The 19,522-nt window shown below is 71.0% G+C and carries 16 protein-coding genes and 1 pseudogene; 8 read left to right on the top strand and 9 right to left on the bottom strand.

What is annotated here, in order from left to right:
* Positions 1-54: 54 nt before the first annotated feature.
* Positions 55-1,500: a hypothetical protein gene (locus ACGFML_RS02370; protein ID WP_393539062.1), complete on the bottom strand. Its 1,446-nt coding sequence runs from the start codon at positions 1,498-1,500 to the stop codon at positions 55-57.
* 313 nt (positions 1,501-1,813) lie between these two features.
* On the opposite strand from ACGFML_RS02370, the gene ACGFML_RS02365 reads away from it, so the two are divergent.
* Entirely contained in the window at positions 1,814-2,605 is a 792-nt protein-coding gene (locus tag ACGFML_RS02365) for a hypothetical protein (protein WP_393539060.1), read from the top strand.
* Here ACGFML_RS02365 and ACGFML_RS02360 read toward each other — a convergent pair.
* Positions 2,605-2,778: pseudogene (locus ACGFML_RS02360) on the bottom strand (DNA mismatch repair protein MutT); the annotation flags it as partial. The gene ACGFML_RS02365 and the pseudogene ACGFML_RS02360 overlap by 1 nt on opposite strands.
* Before the next feature lie 65 nt (positions 2,779-2,843).
* Here ACGFML_RS02360 and ACGFML_RS02355 point away from each other — a divergent pair.
* Positions 2,844-3,065: a hypothetical protein gene (locus ACGFML_RS02355; protein ID WP_393539058.1), complete on the top strand. Its 222-nt coding sequence runs from the start codon at positions 2,844-2,846 to the stop codon at positions 3,063-3,065.
* 358 nt (positions 3,066-3,423) lie between these two features.
* Positions 3,424-4,635 (top strand): macrolide-inactivating glycosyltransferase, encoded by a 1,212-nt coding sequence (gene mgt, locus ACGFML_RS02350; protein WP_393539056.1) that lies wholly within the window; start codon positions 3,424-3,426, stop codon positions 4,633-4,635.
* 60 nt (positions 4,636-4,695) lie between these two features.
* On the opposite strand, the gene ACGFML_RS02345 is transcribed toward mgt, so the two are convergent.
* A complete protein-coding gene (locus ACGFML_RS02345; protein WP_393539054.1) occupies positions 4,696-5,520 on the bottom strand; it encodes a helix-turn-helix transcriptional regulator in 825 nt (274 codons plus the stop codon).
* A 199-nt stretch (positions 5,521-5,719) separates the two neighbouring features.
* Here ACGFML_RS02345 and ACGFML_RS02340 point away from each other — a divergent pair, with 199 nt between their 5' ends.
* The 4 genes from ACGFML_RS02340 to ACGFML_RS02325 all read left to right on the top strand — a co-directional run bounded on the left by ACGFML_RS02340 (position 5,720) and on the right by ACGFML_RS02325 (position 10,457).
* Positions 5,720-6,457 carry an SDR family oxidoreductase gene (locus tag ACGFML_RS02340; RefSeq protein WP_393539052.1) on the top strand — a complete coding sequence of 246 codons (738 nt, stop codon included), beginning with the start codon at positions 5,720-5,722 and terminating at the stop codon, positions 6,455-6,457.
* A gap of 254 nt (positions 6,458-6,711) precedes the next feature.
* Positions 6,712-8,133 (top strand): amino acid permease, encoded by a 1,422-nt coding sequence (locus ACGFML_RS02335; RefSeq protein WP_393539051.1) that lies wholly within the window; start codon positions 6,712-6,714, stop codon positions 8,131-8,133.
* A gap of 261 nt (positions 8,134-8,394) precedes the next feature.
* Entirely contained in the window at positions 8,395-9,432 is a 1,038-nt protein-coding gene (locus ACGFML_RS02330; protein WP_393539049.1) for an alpha/beta fold hydrolase, read from the top strand.
* Between the two features lie 122 nt (positions 9,433-9,554).
* Positions 9,555-10,457: a phosphorothioated DNA-binding restriction endonuclease gene (locus tag ACGFML_RS02325; protein ID WP_393539047.1), complete on the top strand. Its 903-nt coding sequence runs from the start codon at positions 9,555-9,557 to the stop codon at positions 10,455-10,457.
* Positions 10,458-10,566: 109 nt separating this feature from the next.
* Here the strand turns inward: ACGFML_RS02325 and ACGFML_RS02320 are convergent, their stop codons facing one another.
* The 4 genes from ACGFML_RS02320 to ACGFML_RS02305 form a co-directional block, all read right to left on the bottom strand.
* A complete protein-coding gene (locus tag ACGFML_RS02320) occupies positions 10,567-12,486 on the bottom strand; it encodes a sulfatase (protein WP_393539045.1) in 1,920 nt (639 codons plus the stop codon).
* A gap of 205 nt (positions 12,487-12,691) precedes the next feature.
* Positions 12,692-13,930: a DUF2786 domain-containing protein gene (locus tag ACGFML_RS02315; RefSeq protein ID WP_393540372.1), complete on the bottom strand. Its 1,239-nt coding sequence runs from the start codon at positions 13,928-13,930 to the stop codon at positions 12,692-12,694.
* A 321-nt stretch (positions 13,931-14,251) separates the two neighbouring features.
* The gene (locus ACGFML_RS02310; protein WP_393539044.1) at positions 14,252-15,541 is read right to left on the bottom strand and encodes an Ig-like domain-containing protein; all 1,290 of its coding nucleotides are present in this window, start codon (positions 15,539-15,541) and stop codon (positions 14,252-14,254) included.
* Between the two features lie 296 nt (positions 15,542-15,837).
* Positions 15,838-16,176: a hypothetical protein gene (locus ACGFML_RS02305; protein WP_393539042.1), complete on the bottom strand. Its 339-nt coding sequence runs from the start codon at positions 16,174-16,176 to the stop codon at positions 15,838-15,840.
* 108 nt (positions 16,177-16,284) lie between these two features.
* Here ACGFML_RS02305 and ACGFML_RS02300 point away from each other — a divergent pair, with 108 nt between their 5' ends.
* Positions 16,285-16,614, top strand: a complete 330-nt coding sequence (locus tag ACGFML_RS02300) for a hypothetical protein (protein ID WP_393539040.1) — start codon at positions 16,285-16,287, stop codon at positions 16,612-16,614.
* Here the strand turns inward: ACGFML_RS02300 and hutH are convergent.
* Positions 16,595-18,139, bottom strand: coding sequence for a histidine ammonia-lyase (gene hutH / locus ACGFML_RS02295; RefSeq protein ID WP_393539039.1), 1,545 nt, complete (start codon positions 18,137-18,139; stop codon positions 16,595-16,597). The two genes, ACGFML_RS02300 and hutH, sit on opposite strands and share 20 nt — an antisense overlap.
* A gap of 116 nt (positions 18,140-18,255) precedes the next feature.
* Complete coding sequence (locus ACGFML_RS02290; protein ID WP_393540370.1) at positions 18,256-19,356, bottom strand: diguanylate cyclase domain-containing protein; 1,101 nt, start codon at positions 19,354-19,356, stop codon at positions 18,256-18,258.
* Positions 19,357-19,522: the final 166 nt, after the last annotated feature.

The following is a 19,522-nucleotide window of genomic DNA, read 5'->3' as shown; positions in this document are numbered from 1 at the left end:
CCGGATTGCCAGACATCCCGCGGGGCCGGTCCACGAAGAGCTGAATCGCCGCCGCTACACGAACGGTGATGCCGGGGGCAACTTGGACACTGGGTCCAGAGCCGGTTTGAGTTCGCGCCGCACCAGTCGACGTATGGTCCAGACATGCCTCACTCGCGGCACGGTCGGCGGAAATCGCGTGAACTGCGGACGCCATTGGTGGTCGAAGGAAAGGATTCCTTTGAGAGGGAAATCCCAAAGAAGCTCCTTGGGGTGGGGAGCGGGCGGCAGGATATCGGGGAGCTGCGGCAGTGGTGGCCACTTGACATCGGCTGCTCCAGCGGACGACCGCGTAGCGTACTCCTGTGCGGCAGCCTCCCGGAAGGCGTTGTAGTCCGCGTCGCCATGGACGAGTAGGAGCAGCCGGGTAGGTTCGACAGTGCGTAGCGCTTCGGTGAATTCCCACATTGTCCCGGGACCGGGGGCCGCTGTCATGATGGCCGCGTGTGCGCCGTGGAGCAGCCTGCTCACCGTGTCCTGCCAGTCGTCAACGGGCAGATAGCCGCGCTCCGCCCCGATTTCCGGCAGACGCTCGCCGGGTTGCCCGATCGCAACGATACGGCCGAGTCCGTGAAACTGCCGCACGATGAATTCCTCCCGCGTCAGTCCCGGAAGCTCGAAGGGTGAGCGGAAGAGTCGGCCCGGAGCCTCGGTAGGCGGTAGGGCCATTACTGAGTCAAGAGCGAAGGGCCGCAGGTAGAGCAGATAGCGTTCCCCGGCGAGCTCCTCGAATGAGGGGATGATCCGGTGGCGGTGCTGCCTTCCCCGTTTCAACAGAGCGCTGCTGCCACCGAAGAGCAGGGCCCCGAACATCCAGACCGCGGCCATGATCAGCAGGCGTATCCACAAGGGGAGACGTGCCACGGCACCTTCCGCCTCTGACACGAAAATCTTGTACAGCGCGCTGCCGCTGAAGAGCATCAACAACCCCAGGGCACCCATTGCCCACGCCAGAACGGTCAACGTACGTCCTCGGCCAGGCTTTTGATGTGCCCACCTGCCAACGGACTCCACAGTCGACGCTTCCGTTTCGGGATCAGTTGCGGTGTCGATTTGGCTGCTGTGGTCACCTGATCGCTCGGCCGGACCACCGACGTCCACCCTGAGGCCGGCTATGACACCGGTAGCAATCACCTCCCAGGGGACGAGAGGATCCCCGAAGTAGCTATCGGTGACGGCAACCGACACGGCACCCGTGGCGGTGGCGGCCAGCGTCACGATGTGGACAAGAACCTGTGGCGTGCCCAGGTGTCCGACGGCGAAGCTCCTGATGATCGCAACAAGCGTCGCGCACGCCAGAATGGCGATGACCGAATGGTTCGCCACATCACCGACGAAGAGCACATACCGCAGGAATGTGGAGTTCTCCAGCTCGTCGCGAACAACAACGTAGGACAGTTCGCCGAATTGTCTGCGCTCCCGCGCGTAGTCGACCGCCGCTACCCACAGTGCGACGAACACCAGGACAAGCACACCTCGCTTGGCCAATGCGCTCGTTACTGAGGTACGTGTGCCGGACCCACTCGTTGTCCGCCCCTGACGGGCGTGAATGACCGCCGTGATCGCCTGGACCGACGCAGCGACGACTGCGATCCACGTGACGACGTGCGGGACAGAGGGCACTCGCTGTTCATCTCCCCACCCCGGTCTCCGAAAACCATACGGAACGGGCCGCCTGCCCACACCCGACGAGGGGGCGTGTCCGCAGCCCGGGGCTCTCGTTGGCCACCGCGCTGGTGGTGGCGGGTGTGGGGTAGGTCAGGAGCGTGGAGCGGTGACCCGTTGGATCGTGATCAACCTCCCTTCCTGGTTGCTGCTGGCGGGGCTCGTCGTCGGTATCGCCGGCGGGACGGCGGCCCTCCAAGCCTTTGTCCGGCACCGTTTCCCTCACCTCAAGCAGGGCGAGCACAACGAGGTCGCGCAGTACGTCTTCCCCGTCGTCGCTGTGGTCTACGGGTTCCTGATCGGCTTCATCGTCCTCGCGCTCTGGGGCCAGGTGAACTCGGCAGACCAGACGACGCGGGCCGAGGGCGCCGCGGCGGTGCAGATGGCGAGGGGCCGCGCGGTGTTCGGCAAGGCCGAGAGCGCACGGATCCGGCAGGGCCTGATGGAGTACGGACGCGCGGCGGCGGCCGAGTGGTCCCACGCCGCGAGTGGCCGTCCCACGCCCGAGGCCGAGAAGGCGCTGGACCACCTGCACAACGCGTACGAGCACATCAAGCCCCGCAGCGATACCCAACGAGCCTTCCTCACCGGCTCGCTCGCGTCCCTGAGGGATTTGACTCTCGCACGAACGGAACGGCTGCTGGAGGCGCGAAGCAACGTCGGCCCACCCCCGTCCTTGTGGATGGTCATCTTTCTGACCAGCGGGCTGGTACTCGGATTCTCCGTCCTCTTCGGCTCCGAGCAGGCCCGAATGCACTACGGGATGGTCGGGGCGGTGAGCGTCCTCGTTGCCGCCAACCTGTTCCTCGTCGCCGAACTGTCCTATCCCTTCCTCGGAGAGTTCGCCACGTCGCCGGAGCCGCTGAACGCGATGGTCGAATCCCTGTCGTCGGCGCAATAGACCGAAGGGCCGGGGGGGGAGCGGCCGGCGGCCATGCCGCCGCCGGGCAGGGCCCAGAGATCATTCTCCCGGCGGGGCCGGAGCAGGATGCGGCCCTCTTCGTCGGTCACACAGCAGCTGCGACAACGACGAGACGTGGGGCTCGGGGCTTCTGGATCATCGTCCCCGGAGATCTCGGCTTGGTTGCATTGGCCGGCATATTAGGGGGCAGTCGCTCACCAGGCGCATACTGCTGCTAATGACAAAGCCTGCCGCAGCCCGGCGCCATCTGCCGTCCAGTCCCTTCAAGCCCTCGGCCACGCGCCCTCCCAAGGAGTTCGCGGTGGGAGACCGGGTCACAAACGATGAGTACGGCCTCGGCCGGGTGATCGGTATCGAGGATGAGATCGCGGTACTTGTCGACTTCGGTTCGGTGCGGGCACGCATCATGAGCCCGTACGGCAAATTGGCCAAGCTCTGAGACCTTCGCGACGTTCGGGGCAGCCGCATGCTCAGTCACGACGGCGGGCTGCCCAGCGGAGCGCCCACGCCGGGCCGAGCCACATCGCAGCAGCGGCTCCCCCCTCACCCATCGCCGGAGCGGTCGGTCCGCTCACGCTGCTGCATCCGTGACAGCGACGGTACGGCGGCCCGGCACGGCCCGCCCTTTTCCCCCGGCGACCTCGCTCGGCCCCGTCGCCGAGCAGAGGTGACGCGCCCGCGCTGTGCGCGGGCCTTTTCGTTGTCCGGTGTGATGCACCGAGTGGGTGCATCGAGCGGTTCGGTGCCGGTCGGAAAATCCGTTGGGCGAGACGTTCCGTCTTGCCTACTGTGAGGCCATGACAAACCCGGAGCATCGCAAACAGGCTCATATCGCCATGTTCTCCATCGCTGCGCATGGGCACGTGAACCCGAGCCTCGAGGTGATCCGCGAGCTCGTCGCCCGAGGGCACCGCGTCACGTACGCCATCCCGCACCTCTTCGCGGAGAAGGTTGCCGAGACCGGCGCCGAGCCGGTCCTGTACCGCACCACGCTGCCCGGCCCCGACGACGACCCGGCGGCGTGGGGTACCACGCTCCTCGACAACGTCGAGCCCTTCCTGAACGACGCGATCCAGGCACTGCCGCAGCTCATCGAGGCTTACGAGGGGGACGAGCCGGACCTCGTACTGCACGACATCACCTCGTACCCGGCGCGCGTCCTCGCCCACCGCTGGGGCGTGCCCGCGATCTCCCTCTCGCCGAACCTCGTCGCGTGGGAGGGGCACGAGGAGGAGGTCACCGAGCCGATGTGGGCCGAACCCAGGGCGACCGAGCGCGGCAGGGCGTACTACGAGAAGTTCACCGGCTGGCTTGCCGCAAACGGCATCACGCAGCACCCCGACTCGTTCGTCGGCCGTCCCGACCGCTCGATCGTGCTCATCCCGAAGGCGCTGCAGCCGAACGCCGACCGGGTCGACGAGAAGACGTACGCCTTCGTCGGCGCCTGCCAGGGCGACCGGGCCGCGCAGGGCGACTGGGAGCGCCCGGCCGACGCCGAGCGCGTGCTGCTCGTCTCGCTCGGCTCGTCGTTCACCAAGCAGCCGGACTTCTACCGCGAGTGTGTGACGGCCTTCGGCGACCTGCCGGGCTGGCATGTCGTGCTCCAGGTCGGCAAGCACGTCACGGCCGACGACCTCGGAGAGGTCCCCGGAAACGTCGAAGTACACCAGTGGGTACCGCAGCTGGCGGTCCTGAAGCAGGCGGACGCCTTCATCACCCACGCCGGGGCGGGTGGCAGCCAGGAGGGTTTGGCCACCGGCACGCCGATGGTCGCCGTCCCGCAGGCCGTCGACCAGTTCGGCAACGCGGACATGCTCCAGGGGCTGGGCGTGGCCCGCCATGTCCCGATGGACCAGGCGGACGCCGCCACCCTCCGCGCGGCGGTGCTCGCGCTCGTCGACGATCCGGAAGTGAGGCACCGCCTCGCGTCCGTCCAGCGGGAGATGGCCACCGAAGGCGGCACCCGGCGCGCGGCCGACCTCGTCGAGGCCCAACTGCTGAGCAGGTGAGTGGGTGGGAGGGAGGAGGGAGGGAGGGAGGGGATTGCGCCGGTGACCATGGGCGACCCTTCACCCGCCGGGCATGGCCGGGTGGGCGTCGGGCGCTTCGCCGCTGTCGAGGTAGACCACCAGCGTCTGTTCCGGCTGTTCGGCCAGGTGGAATGCGGTGTAGGCGTACTCGACCGGCCCGCGTCCCGGATGCCGTAGCCGCTTGCGCCCGCTGTGCCGGGCCTGCACTTCGTACTGGCGCCACCAGGCCCGCGCCTCCGGGCTGCGCTCGTTCAACTCGTCGATCAGTCGGGTGTATCGCGGGTCGGCGGGGTGGCGGCCGGCCTGGGTCCGGAGCCGGGCGAGCAGGCCGCGTGCCTCGGGTTCCCAGTCGACCACGATGTCCCGGGCGACCGGTTCGAGAAACGTCCAGCGGACGAAGTTGGCCGGGCGCTCCGCCTCGTGGTCGATGAGGCGCGGGAAGAGTTCGACGGCCGCCTGGTTGTGGCTGAGGACGTCGTAGTTGCCGCCGATGATGTATGCCGGGGTCGGCTGGAGCAACGACGGCACGACTGCCACCTCGTCCTTGAGCGGCTCGCGTTCCTCGGATTCGGCCGTGGCCGCGTGTCCGGCGAGCTGGAGGAGGTGGGCGCGCTCGTGGCGGTCGAGCCGCAGCGCCTCGGCCAGAGCGGTCAGCACCTGTTCGGAGGCGCGGATCTCCCGCCCTTGCTCCAGGTACGTGTACCAGGTGGCGCTGATCCCGGCCAGCAATGCCAGTTCCTCCCGGCGAAGCCCCGGCGTCCGACGGCGAGCGGTCCGAGGCAGGCCGACGTCGCCCGGAGTGAGGCGCTCCCTCCGGCTGCGCAGGAACGCACCCAACTGACGGCGTTGGTCCGTGGGTGGCATAGAAGCTCCAGTTCCAGAATAAGTACATTCTGGATACCAGGCTAAACCTCCTGAAGAATCGTTCGTGAGCACAGGCCGTGACGGTGCGACGGCCTCATACGGCGATGTCGGCACCCGGCCGCCCGAGCAACGGCGCCGCCCTTCCACGGCCGCCGTCCCGGGCCTCAGACCCCGGTGCTTCGAAGGAATGGAGATCCTCATGTCCGGAATCGAGGGCAAAGTGGTGGCGATCACGGGAGCCAGCAGCGGCATCGGGGAGGCGACCGCGCTGCTGCTCGCCGAACGCGGCGCGCGACTCGTTCTCGGTGCGCGCCGGACGGCGCGTCTGGCGGATCTGGTTTCGCGGATCGAGAAGGCGGGTGGCGCGGCCGTGCAGATCCGCACCGACGTGACCCGGCGGGACGACCTGCACGCCCTGGTCGCGCTGGCCCGTGAGCGCTTCGGCCGACTCGACGTCCTCGTCGGCAACGCCGGGGTCGGCACGATCTCGCCGCTCGACGATCTGCGCGTCGAGGAGTGGGACCGCATGATCGACGTCAATGTGAAGGGTGTGCTGCACGGCATCGCCGCCGCTCTGCCGGTCTTCCGCGCACAGGGCACAGGCCACTTCGTCACCACCGCTTCCACCGCCGCCTTCCGGGTCGCCCCCGCCATGGCGGTCTACGCCGGCAGCAAGTTCGCGGTCCGGGCCATCTGCGAAGGGCTGCGTCAGGAGGCCGGCGCCTCCCTGCGGGTGACGACCGTCTCGCCCGGCGTGACTGCCACGGATTTCGCCGCGGCGTCCACCAACAGCAGGGTCAGAGCGGAGATCACGAAGATGCGGGACCACATCGCCATACCGCCCGAGGCGATCGCCCGCGCCATCGCGTTCGCCATCGAGCAACCCGACGGTGTCGACGTGAACGAGATCGTCGTCCGTCCCACCGCTCAGGGCTGACCCGAACCGGCCCCTGCCCGCCCGCCTCCGCTTCCGCTCCCCCGGCGCCGGCCCGCGGCCCACGGACCACGGACCACGGACCACGGGCCGCGGACCACACGGCGGACGGGCTCACCGGGAGGGGCTGTGTGTCGGCTCCTTCACCACCTGTAAGCGAACTGTCCGAATGGCGGGCGTTCACGGCGTACGCGAAACACGTCCCCGCACACTCGTGAGGATCACCGAACGTCACCGGCAATGAACAGGCACGACCTATGAGTCCGACAAGCACCCGGCCACCGCAGGGCGCCCCGCAGGCCGTGCAGGATCGCGAGACCGAGCCGGTGCTGTCGCACGGGCTCAAGCAACGGCATCTGTCGATGATCGCGCTCGGCGGGGTCATCGGCGCGGGGCTCTTCGTCGGCTCCGGGGTCGGCATCGCCGCGGCCGGGCCGGCGATCGTCCTGCTCTTCGTCGGCGCCGGCGCACTGGTCATGCTGATCATGCGGATGCTCGGCGAGATGTCCGCGGCCCGCCCCTCCACCGGCTCGTTCTCGGTGCATGCCGAGGAGGAGATCGGCTCCTGGGCGGGTGCCACCTCGGGCTGGATGTACTGGCTGATGCTCTGCGCCGGCGTGGCCGCCGAAGCCACCGCGGCGGGCACGATCATGCACACCTGGGTGTCGTTCGTCCCCGCCTACGGCTGGGTGGCGCTCTTCATGGTGTTCTTCTGCGCCAGCAATCTGACCGCGGTCAAGAACTTCGGCGAGTTCGAGTTCTGGTTCGCCGCGGTCAAGGTCACCGCGATCGTCGCCTTCCTGGTGCTGGGCGTCCTGGGCATTCTCGGGGTGTTCGGCAGCGCCCCCGGCGCGAGCCACCTCACCGGCCACGGCGGCTTCTTCCCGACCGGCGCAGCCGGACTCGCCGCCGGACTGCTGACCACGCTTTCCGGGTTCGCGGGTCTGGAGACCGTCACCATCGCGGCGGCGGAGTCCGACCATCCGAGCCGCAACGTGGCCCGTGCGGTCCGTACCGCCGTCTGGCGCATCGCCGTCTTCTACATCGGCTCGATGGCCGTGGTCGTCACCCTGGTGCCGTGGAACAACCCGAGGGTCGCCACGGACGGCCCGTACGTCACCGTCCTCGACAGGCTCGGCATCCCGGCAGCCGGCACGATCATGCAGGTCGTGGTGCTGGTGGCGCTGCTCTCCGCGATGAACGCCAACATCTACGGCTCGTCGCGCATGGCGTACTCCCTCGTCAACCGGGGCCAGGGCCCGCGTTTCCTGGGCAGGGTCTCCCGGGGCGTGCCGGCGGCGGCGGTCGTGGCGTCCTGCCTGTTCGGCTTCGCCGCCGTGATCGCCGGGATCGTCTGGCCGACCACCGTGTTCGCCTGGCTGCTGAACATCGCCGGCTGCTCGGTGCTGGTCGTCTGGTCCATCGTCTGCCTCACCCAGCTGAGGATGCGCCGTCGTCTGGAGCGCGAGGCACCCGAGCTGCTCTCGGTGCGGATGTGGGGATTCCCCTACCTGACCTGGCTCGCGTTCGCCGCCATCCTCGGCGTCTTCGCCGTCATGGCCGCCGGCGCGGACGGCCGGCAGCAGCTCGCCGGTACGGCCCTCGTGGTGGCGGCGCTGGCGGGCGCAGGCCATGTCAAGCAGCGCCGCGACCGGCGGGCCGCGGCCGGCGCCTTGTGAGCGGGCGCAAGGACGCCGTCCGCCGGTGTCCGCCGGGCCGGTGACGGTGCCGGTGACGGTGACGGTGAGGACTCGCCGAGGGGCACGTCGTTGGCGGTGGCCGGCAGATCGCATACGTTCCCAGCGGTGTCGTCGTTCCTCGCCCGGCAGCGGCGATGCCGGCTCCCCCGCATGACGGGTGTCGCCGGATGCGGGGAACGCCGGATGCGGGGAACGGGATCCCGTTCATGAAGGACCGACGAAGGATCACGACGGAGTGAGATGAGTCGACCCAGCACTATCCGGCGGGGCGGTCGCGGGGCGCGAAGTGGGTTTCTTCGGCGGGTCGGCGTTCTGGTCGGATCTGTACTGCTCACCGCGGCGTGCAGCGCGTCCGCCACGCATTCCGCGCTCTCGGCACCTGCCGGCCCTGATACGACGACACCGTCCACGCGGTTGGTCGATGTCGGTCATGGTCGCAAGATGTCCCTGGAGTGCCGCGGCAGTGGGTCTCCGACGGTCGTCCTCGTACCGGGGCTGGTTGCCGCCGCCGATACGTGGAGTCAGGTGACCGACTCCGCCGGCACGACGCGGCCCAGCGGTTCCGCCGTCTATCCCGGGGTGGGGAAGTTCACCAGAGTCTGTTCCTACGACCGCCCGGGAACGGCACGGGAGGGCGGAAAGCCCACCGCCTCGACGGCGGTGGCCCAACCCACCACACCCCGTGGTGACGTCGCGGACCTGCACACGCTGTTGAAGGCGGCGAAGGTACCCGGCCCCTATGTGCTCGTGGGATGGTCCGCGGGCGGGCCGCTCGTCCGAGTCTTCGCCGGCGAGTACCCGCGTGAGGTGTCCGGCCTCGTTCTCGTCGACGGTGAGTCGGAATTCCTGCAATCGCGGCTCACACCCGCGGAGTTCGACGTCTTCCTTGCGCTCATCCGCAACGACGACAAGAAGCGCGTCGCGCAGTGGAAGGATGTCGAGAGGCAAGATCCCGCGACCGTCTTCCGGCAGGTACGTGCCGCTCCTCGGGCACCGAAGGTCCCGGTGGTCGTGCTGTCGGGAGACAGGTTCGACGCCGACGCCTTTCGCGCGCGCCTGCCGGACCGGGCGCCGGCGGACTACCCCCAGGTCTTCTGGCGGGCGCAGCTCGCCTCGCAGCGAGATCTCGCGCGGCAGTACGCCGGCGCGCTGCACATCACGAGGACGAGGAGTGACCACAACATCCACAACAACCAGCCGCAGCTCGTCACCGACGAGATCCGCGATGTCGTCGAGAAGGCGCGCCACCACAAGAGTGCTGAGCCGTCCTCGTCGTGACGGCTCGCGGGCTCGTCCGGTGGGCCGCTTCGGCTTGGTGGGGTTGAGGCCGCCGTCCCGCACAGCACCCGTACGCGTGCCGCGCTCCCCGCTCCCCGCTCCCCGCCCTACAGTCACCTGTCATGGACTGGATGGAACGGGTGGGGAACCTGCGGCAGTGGGCGCAGAACGGGGCGCGGGCACCGCACAAACCGCTCCTGATGCTCTATGCGTTGGGACGGTTCCAGCGGTGTCCCCAGCAGCCGATGCACTATTCGGAGATCGAGCACGATCTGAGCGAGCTGCTGCAGGACTACGGCCCCACGCACCGGACGTCGCCCTCTTATCCGTTCCACCATCTCGTCAGTGACGGTGTGTGGGAGGTGCGCACCGACAGCGGTACCGGCAGCCCGGGATCGGGCGTGCGGGTGCTGCGGGAGAGCGGGGCGCGGGGGCAGTTGGCGGCGGGGCTGCGGGGCGCGCTCGCCGACGATCCGGCGCTGCTCGGTCGGTTGGCGCAGCTGCTGCTGGAGCGGCACTTCCCGCCGTCGATCCACCCGGACATCGCCGCTGCCGTCGGGCTCGATGCGGAGGCGGGGGACGGCGCACGCCTCGCCTCCGCACCGGGACCGGGACGCCGGCGCGCGGCCGAGCTGCGCAGGCGTGTGCTGATCGCGTACGAGTACCGGTGCGCCTTCTGCGGCTTCGACGGTTCGATCGGCGGGGTGCCGGTCGGGCTGGAGGCCGCCCATGTCCGGTGGTGGGCCTTCCGCGGGCCGGACGACCTCGCCAACTGCCTGTGCCTGTGCTCGCTGCACCACAAGCTGTTCGACAGGGGGGTGCTGGGCCTGGATTCCGGCCGGCGGATCACGGTGTCCCGGGAGTTCGTCGGCCGGGGCCGGGCGGTGCGTGAGCAGGTGCTCGGCCTCACCGGCCGGGACCTCGTCGGGCCACAGCAGGGCAGTGCCCGGGTCGCCCCCGCGTACATCACGTGGCACACCGCGCAGGTGTTCCGCGGTGAACCCCGCGTACCGGAGTGTGTCTGAGCGGGCGGCTGCGGGCGGGATGCGGGCGAGGCCGCTGCGCCCGCACCGCCGCCGTGCCGAACCACCCGGGGGCGTCCGGTGGTTCGGCACGGTGGCGGGCCGTTCGCGGCTACCGGGCGGGCGAGGGGGCCGCGGAGTCGGGGTGCGGGCCGTAGGCCTTCAGGAAGCGGTCGCGGAAGGCGTCCATCCGCCAGACCGGTCCCGTGCGGCCGGGGTTCAGGCCGGGGGTCCAGTGCCAGCCCGAGATCCGCTTCAGGACGGCGGGGTCGTGGGCGACGAGCGTGACCGGTACGTCCCGGCCGGCGTGGTCGCCGGAGACCTTCGCGACGGGCTGGTGGTCGCCGAGGAAGACCAGCACGGTGTTCTTGTCGCCGTACTTCTCGACGTACGAGATGAGGGTGTTGAGGGAGTACTGGACGGACTTGCCGTACTCGGTGCGCACCCGGTCGGTCTGCTGCCAGACGTCCACGGGGTTCTTGCCGGCCTTCTCGATGGAGCGGTAGACGGAGCCGTCGCCGACCCTGTTCCAGTCGATCGTCCTGGGGAGGGGCGCCCAGGGATTGTGGCTGGAGGTCAGGATGATCTCGGACATCAGCGGCTTGTCGTGCGGTCTGCCGTGCTCCAGGCGCTCGAAGGCGGCGAGGCTGTACTGGTCGGGCATGGTCGACCAGCTGAACTTGGGTCCCCGGTAGCCGAGTTCCCTGGAGTCGTAGACGTGGTCGAGTCCGTAGAACGTGGCCTCCGGCCAGCTCTTGGTGACGCCGGGCATGATGCCGACGGTCCGCCAGGCGCCGGTGCGGCGGAACGCCTTGGTGAGCGACAGGTGGTCGCCCGCGGTGACGGTGCGGTAGCGCTGCTGGTTGTCGATCCACAGGCCGGACAGGAAGGTGGAGTGGCCCAGCCAGCTGCTGCCGCCGTACGTCGCCGAGGTGAGCCAGCCGCTGCGGGCGGAGTAGCCGGCCGCGCGGAGGCGCTCGGTCCCCTTCGCGAGCACCGCGTCGACCCCCGGTGCCGTCAGCGGGTCCTGGATCGCGCTGCGGCCGTAGCTCTCTATGAAGGTGAAGATGACGTCCTTGCCGCGCAGTCCGGTCAGCAGCCGGCTTCCCGGGACGCCGTGGTACGGGTCGGTCGCGGCTTCCTCGGCGAACGCCCGCTCGTCCTTCAGGGTCGCGCTCACACCGTCCATCCGGGCCTGGACGAGGTCGGAGGTGCTGCGGGCGGCGACCGGCGTGCCGGCGATCCGCAGGCCGAGCGCCGCGGAGAGGACCCAGACGGTCCCGAGGACGAGGGTGGCGCCGGCGGCGGTGGCGCCGTGGCGGGCCATGAGGTTGCTGAGCCGGACGACCGCCAGCGCCGTGAGGACGAGCAGGGCGAGCACCAGGACCACGGCCCCGATCTCGACTCCGATCGCGCCCGCCCGGCCTATCGAGTCCTGGAGGAACGAGGCACCGTCGCCGAGCAGGACCCAGTCGAAGACGACGTTGAACCCTCGGCCGAGCACCTCGTCGAAGCCGATGTCGAGGAGATCCAGGACGGCCAGCAGAGCGAGAGCGACCCCGGCGAGGGCCGCGGCCGCCCGCCGTACCTTCTGCGGCAGGAGCAGCAGCAGGGCGGCGCCGGCAATTCCCTCCACCGGGACGCGGAGGAACTCGGCGGGTGTCAGGCGGGCGGGATCGTTCGGCAGCAGGAGGGTGACGAGCACCAGCGCACCGGCCAGGACGGTGGTCGTCCACGCCCCCGCGCGCACCGCGACCGGATGCCGCTCCCGCCGGCCGGCACCCGCCCCGGCGGCGGCGGAGAGGGAGTCCGTGGCGGCGGGGCCGGCGCCTGTGGCCGTGGCGGTGCCTGTGGCCGGGTCGGTGGCCGTGGCGGGGTCGGTGGCCGCTCCTCCGCTCGCGGCGGTGTCCGGTTCCGTTGCCGCTCGCGCGGCGTCCGGCGCGTGTTCCGGGGGGCGGCCCGGCGGCAGGACCTCGGTCGCGGAGTTCCGCTCCTCCTGTGGCAGCCGGCCAGAGCTCGTGCTGTGCGACACCCGAAGATCCTTCCGTGCGAGGCCCGATGGTGACACGGCGGAGCGGACTCGGGAGTTCTGCACCGTCGATATCCGTACGCACGCCCGGCGGCTTCCGTTCAGCCTGCGGGGCAGCCGTGGGGGAGGCGGCCCCCGCCACGGCACCGTGGCGCGGCCGCCGTCCGCCTTCGTACTCGGCCGCTCCCGGGCGCGTCCGGACCCCGGCTCACCCGTCCCCCAGCCGTGCCCGGTCGGCCGCCGCCCTGCCCTGGTGCCAGCCGTCCACGTCGTGTATGCCGCGCAGCCGGACCGGGGCGGTGTCCGGGAAGAGGGCGCCGGTGGTTTCCTCGACGGCCAGTTCGCGGGCGGCGAGGACCGGGAGGAGGGCGGGGGCGGTGTCGGGGGAATCGGCGGTGGCGGCCGCGGTCGCGGCGGCAGCGGCCTCGGTCAGGCGGCCCCGGATACGGTCCGCGTAGGCGACGAGGAAGGTCTGGCGGAAGTCCCGGGTACGGCGCGAGCGGCCCCGGGCGCCGGGGGCACCGCCCTGCTCCTTGTGAGTTCGGGGGAGGGCGTTCGCCGCGCGGTGCATCGTGGCGGTGGCCTGGAGCAGCAGCGAGGTGTAGAGCAACTCGGCGGCCTCCAGGTCGGGTTCGAAGCCGACGAGGGTGGAGAAGCCGAGTTCGGCGGCCCAGACGGCCTGGCAGCGGTTGGCGGTCGCGACGGCGTCCAGGAGCAGGGCCTTGGCCTGTTCGTACGGTCCCTCGATGCCGATGCGGACCGCCGAGGGGCCGCCGGCCGGCGCGCCCGGGGAGCCGGCCGCGCTGTCCAGGAGCGCCTCGTCGATGCTGTGCCGGGCCATCAGCTCCTGGGCCTTGGCCGAGAGCGCCTCCGCCTCCTCCGCGAAGTTCGTCGCCTCGGCCTTGGCGAGCAGGCCCCGGACGCGGCCGAGGGCACGGGAGGCGGCGGCGCCCCGGGCCTTGGCGGGGGGCGTCGCGGCCGGGGACGGCAGCGGGGTGATGCGCGGCACCCTGGCGAGGGCCCGCAGGGCGGTCAGGACCTCGTAGGCGGTCTCGAAGCGGGATGTACGGCGGCGTCCGGCCAGCGCGTCGAGGTAGCCGCGGTCGGACTCCCACCAGACGTCGGCGCCGAGCTGCCGCAGCTGCTCGGTCCAGCGGGCGCCGCGCGGCGTCCGGGCCGTGGGGGCCCGGGCCGCCTCGGCCGCCATGGCGTCCACCGCCAGCGCCACCGGTGCGGTGCCGGACGCCTCGCGTCGCAGGTACCGCTCCAGGTCGGCGGGGTGCCAGCCGCCCGTCCAGCACTGCGCGACCCCGTTCGCGGCGGCCGCGACGACCGCCGCGCTGACCGCCTCCCAGCCGGCCTCCGCCGCGGCCAGCATCGAGGCCCCCGCCTCGACGGCGTCCTCGGCCGCCGCCCCGTCCGCCGCGTACCGGACCCGGCCCAGCACGCTCCCCACCAGCTCGTCGGCCTCCGGTGCCGCGCGCCCGGGACGTCCGGTGCGCCCGTCGTTTCCGCTTCTGCCGTGCTCAGTCACCTGGTCAGGGTACGGACGGGGGGACAGTCGGGGGCGCGGGCGGGTGCGGCGGCGCACGCGTCGGGGGGCGCCGTTCCCGTCGGGTCGATGCCCGTGTGTCTGCGGCGCTCCGTACGCAGCGGCGACGCCCGGCGCGCCGTCTTTCGGCACCCCGGGCGTCGGTCGGCTCAGGTGCGGACTCCGGTCCGCTCAGCCGTGGCGCTCAGCGTGGACACCGGTCCGTTCGGATGCGGGCTACTGCAGGGCGCTGCCCGCGACCCACTGGGACCAGTCCATGTTCCAGCCGTTGAGGCCGTTGTCGGGCTGGATGGTCCGGTCCCCGGAGTGGGTCACCTCGACGACGTCACCGAGCTGCGAGTGCTGGAAGAACCACGCACCGTCGGTCGTCGGGTCGTCGGCGCCCCGGGCGTCCTCCAGGCCGATGCAGCCGTGGCTGGTGTTGGCGTGGCCGAAGATGCCCTTGCCCCAGTAGTTGCCGTGGATGAAGGTGCCGGATGCCGACAGGCGCATGGCGTGCGGGACGTCGGGGATGTCGTACTCGCCCTTGCCGCCCTTCTTGGCGAAGCCGACGGTGGAGCCGTCCATCCGGGTCTGCTTGAACCTCTCCGAGACGACCATCTTGCCGTTGTAGGTCGGGTGGTCCGCGCTGCCCGAGGAGATCGGGATGGTGCGGATCGTCCGGCCGTCGCGGACCACGGTCATCTCGTGCGCCTTGGCGTCGATGGTGCTGACCTGCGAGTGGCCGACGTTGAAGCTGACGGTCTTGTTCTGGATGCCCTTGACGCCCGGCGCCGCCTCGACGTCGTCCAGGCCGAGCTTCATGGTGACCTTGGAGTTCGCCTTCCAGTACTCCTGGGGGCGGAAGTCCAGCCGCTTGCTGTTGAACCAGTGGCCGACGACCCGCTGGTTGCTGCTGGACGCGACCTTGATCGCGGACTCGACGCGCTTCTTGTTCACCACCGGCTTGTCGAAGTTGATCGACACCGGCATGCCGACGCCGACGGTCGAGCCGTCCTCGGGGGTGAAGGTGCCGATGAAGCTGTTCCCGGGGGAGACGGTGGTGAAGGAGGAGTTCTCCACCGCCTTGCGGCCCTTGGAGTCCGTGGCGTGGGCGGTGACCTTGTACGTCGTGGAACGGGCCAGCGCCGTGTCGGGCTTCCAGGAGGAGCCGTCGGCGGACGTCGTGCCGGCGACGGTCTCGCCGGTGGCCGCGGAGGTCATCGTGACGTCGGTGAGCTTGCCGTCCGCGACCTGCACCTTGGCGTCGCTGTTGACGCCGGCATCGGTCACGCCGTCCGCGGGCTTGATGTGGATCTTGGCCTGGGAGGCGTCCTTGGCGGCCGCGGCGTCGACCTGCTGGGAGTTCTCGTGCTTGGGCTTGGGGCTGGGCGCGGCGTGACTGCCGCTGCCGCTGCCGCCGTCGCCACCGCCGCACGCCGAGAGGGTGAGGACACCTCCGAGCAGTGCGGCGCCGGCTATGACGCCCTTGCAGCGATTACTGTCCGTTGTCACACGTATCTCCATTACTACTGGACCCCAGAACTCCCGAGTCGATGAGTCGATCAGTGCGGTGATCGGTTGCGTTGTCGATGACAGGGCGCAGGCATTCCGGCCGACACCTTGGGAACGTATGCGCCCTTTGACCGTGTTCCACACCTGCGAAAACTGTGGGGTAGCCCACTCGAACCGCGGCAAATCCGACGCACCGGCCCATGTAGGCGGCCCCCGTACCAAAGGTGACATACGGGGGCCGTGATGAATATGAGGTCGGTTACACCGGCGGGAACGAGCGGGGGTCCGGGGCGCGGGCGGGGCGCCCGTCAGGACCTGCCGGCCCGGTCGTCCGCGAGATCCCAGTCGGCCGCGTCCCACTCCGCGTCCGGGTCGTAGTCGGTCATCTCCTCACTGCTCCAGGAGGCGTGCGCGAGCTCGGTGCCCGGCACGGCCGTGACGAGGTCGAACGGGTCGACGAGGTGGGCCAGCGCCTCGGCCGGGTCCTCACGGACCGTGTCCAGGGCCTGCTGGCGCTGGTCATCGGGGAGGGACGGGTCGCCGCCGATGTGGTCGAGGGCGGCGCCGGTCAGCCGGCCGGCGTCGGTGATCTCCATGACCAGTTCGACATGAAGGCGTACAAAACGTGATGTCTCACCATTGCTCATGGGACGGAGGGTAAGCACGTCCGCGTCCGGACTTCCCCGCGACCCGCGGCGGTCACTAACATCTGCGCTCATCGGCCAATTCGCCTGACCCACAAGGAGGATCGCGCGGTGACCGCACGACGACCGTTGCTGACCGCCACTGTCGCGGGTTCGGTGCTGCTCGCCCTGTGGTTCGTGCCGTCCGCGAATGCGAACGCCGGCGGCGGAGCGGCCCCGGTCGACCCGCGGACGGCCGCGGCACCCCGCCACGGAGCGGTGGCCGACGCCGGTGCGGCGGCCACCGTCACCGGGGAGGCCGGCACCCCGCAGCAACTGCTCGCCGCCACCGGCTCCCCCGAGTCCACGCCGTACGTGATCGGCGGCGCCGCCTGCCTCGCCCTCGGCGCCGGCCTGGTGAGCTACTCCGTCCGACGCACCGTCAGGCCAGCTCCCCGGTGACCGACTCCGCGGCCTCGACCAGCTTCCCGGCCCGCACGAACGCGTAGGCGCCCGCCAGGTCGGGCGCCAGGAACCGGTCCTCGCCCGGCCCCTCGATGCCCGCCGCACGCACGGCGTCCAGCACGGCGAGGGTGGCGGGGGCCGCCGTCAGCCCGTCGCGCATCTCTATGGCGCGGGTGGCGGCGTAGAGCTCGACGGCGACGACCCGGGTCAGGTTGTCGATCGAGGTCCGCAGCTTGCGCGCCGCCGACCAGCCCATCGAGACGTGGTCCTCCTGCATGGCGGACGACGGGATGGAGTCCACGGAGGCCGGTGCGGCCAGCCGCTTCAGCTCGCTGACCAGCGCGGCCTGCGTGTACTGGGCGATCATCAGGCCGGAGTCGACACCCGGGTCGCCGGCCAGGAAGGCGGGCAGGCCGTGCGAGCGGTTCTTGTCCAGCAGCCGGTCGGTACGGCGCTCCGCGATGGAGCCGAGGTCGGCGGCGGCGATGGCCAGGAAGTCCAGGACGTAGGCGACCGGGGCGCCGTGGAAGTTGCCGTTGGACTCGACCCGGCCGTCGGGGAGGACGACGGGGTTGTCGACGGCGGCGGCCAGCTCGCGGTCGGCGACCAGCCGGGCGTGGTCGAGGGTGTCCCGGCCCGCGCCGGCGACCTGCGGGGCGCAGCGGATGGAGTAGGCGTCCTGGACGCGCGGTGCGTCGTCCTGGTGGTGGCCGGTGAAGCCCGAACCGGCCAGGACCTTGAGCATGTTGGCTGCCGAGGCGGCCTGGCCGGGGTGCGGGCGGATGGCGTGCAGCTCGGGCGCGAGGACCTTGTCGGTCCCGAGCAGCGCTTCCAGGGAGAGGGCGGCCGTGATGTCCGCGGAGGTGAAGAGCCGGGCGAGGTCGGCGCAGGCCATCACGAGCATGCCGAGCATGCCGTCGGTGCCGTTGAGGAGGGCCAGGCCCTCCTTCTCGCGCAGCTCGACGGGCGCGATGCCGTGGGCCGCCAGCAGTTCGGCGGCGGGCCGCACGACGCCGTCCGGGCCCTCGGCGTCCCCCTCGCCCAGCAGCGTCAGCGCACAGTGCGAGAGCGGGGCGAGGTCGCCGGAGCAGCCCAGCGAGCCGTACTCGTGGACGACGGGGGTGATACCGGCGTTGAGCAGGGCGGTCATCGTCTCGACGACCAGCGGGCGCACGCCCGTCCGGCCCGAGGCCAGGGTCTTCAGGCGCAGGAACATCAGCGCACGGACGACCTCGCGCTCGACCCGGGGCCCCATCCCGGCGGCGTGCGAGCGGACGATGTTGCGCTGGAGCTGGGCGCGCAGCTCAGGGCTGATGTGGCGGACGGCGAGGGCGCCGAAGCCCGTGGAGACGCCGTAGACCGGCTCGGGCTTGGCGGCGAGGTCGTCGATGAAGGCGCGGGAGGCCGCGACGGCCGCGAGCGTCTCCTCGGGCAGCTCGATCCGGGCCGTGCCGCGGGCCACGGCGATGACGTCCTGTGCGGTCGTGCCGGACGTCCCCAGCACCACAGTGTGCATATCCATATTCAGGCACCCTAGAGACTGAATCGCCGGATGTCACCACCGGATTCGGTGGTGACCCCTTACCCGCCCACCCCCTACGCAGCGTGACCGGAACGGACGGGGGTGACCCTCACTCCTCACCGCCGGAACCGCCGCCGCTCCGGCCCCTGCGGCGACTCGGGAGAGTCCGCGAGCCGGACGACCGGGTCGTCGGGGCCGCCGTGCCGACCGGCGACCACCGGCTCACCCGACAGGTCCGCCTTGGCGCGGTACTGCGCGGCATCCGCGAGCCGGAAGAGTCGGCGGGCGGTGCGCACCGGTCCGATCCGGTCGCCGGTCGAGGCGACACCGACCGCGACCCCGTCGCCGAGATCCAACTCCCCGGCCCGTGCGCAGAGTTCGCCCGCCACCTTGACCACCTCGTCGGACGAGGGGCCGACCGACAGCAGGCAGAACTCGTCGCCGCCGAGCCGGGCCGCCAGGGCGCCGGGCAGTATCGCGCCGCACAGCGAGAGCACCGAGCCGAATCGTTCCAGCAGCCGGTCCCCCACCGCGTGGCCGCGCGAGTCGTTCACCGCCTTCAGGCCGTTCAGGTCGCACACCACCAGGCTGACCACCGAGCCGTCCCGGCGGTGCCGCGCCAGCGCCTCGTCCAGGCGCAGGTCCACGGCACGACGGTTGGCGAGGCCGGTCAACGCGTCGGTGAAGGCGAGCCGCCGGGCCTCCGCGAGGCGCTCGGTCTGGGCGATCCCGGCGGCCGTCACGGCAGCGAGCACGGTCGCGAAGTCGGCGTCCGCGCGGACGAAGAGCGGCTCCCCCAGGCGCCGCGCGACATACAGCTCGCCCCACGCCCGCCCGTGCAGCACGATCGGGGCGACCACGCAGCAGGAGCGGCCGCGCCGGCGGAGCGCGGCCACCCGCTGATGGTTGTAGGGGCCCGCGTCGCGCCGGCCCTCCGCGTACGGCCCTTCGGCGGTCTCCACCCAGGCGTGGGGCTCGCCGCCGGCCCACCGCTCGTGCAGGGAGTCGGCGATCTCCGGGAACTCGTGCACCGGATACCACTCGTCCTCGGGGAACTCCCGCTCCTCCGCGCCGAGTTCCCCCACGTTGACCAGGACGCGCAGCTTGCCGAGCTCGCGCTCCCACTGCGAGATCGCCGCGAACGAGCCACCGAGGGCCTCGCGCGCACCCAGAGCGGCGGCGCGTGCCGACTCGCGGGGCGTGTGCGCGGCCGCCATCGCCTGCGCCAGTTCCACCACTGCCCGCAGCCTCACATCGCCGTCGGCCTCGCGCGTCACCGGATCCTCACATTCCGTTACCGTGAGCACACCCTGTACTACAGCGTAGGAATGTTTAACCCTATTCGCCCCTCACGGGCCGTGTTGCACCGAGCGGCGCACCCCG

Origin of the sequence: Streptomyces sp. NPDC048650 (genome assembly GCF_043199095.1) — a bacterium.
Taxonomy (GTDB): Bacteria; Actinomycetota; Actinomycetes; order Streptomycetales; family Streptomycetaceae; genus Streptomyces.
Note: the sequence above shows the minus strand (reverse complement) of the source record. Positions and strands in the feature narration are given on the sequence as shown.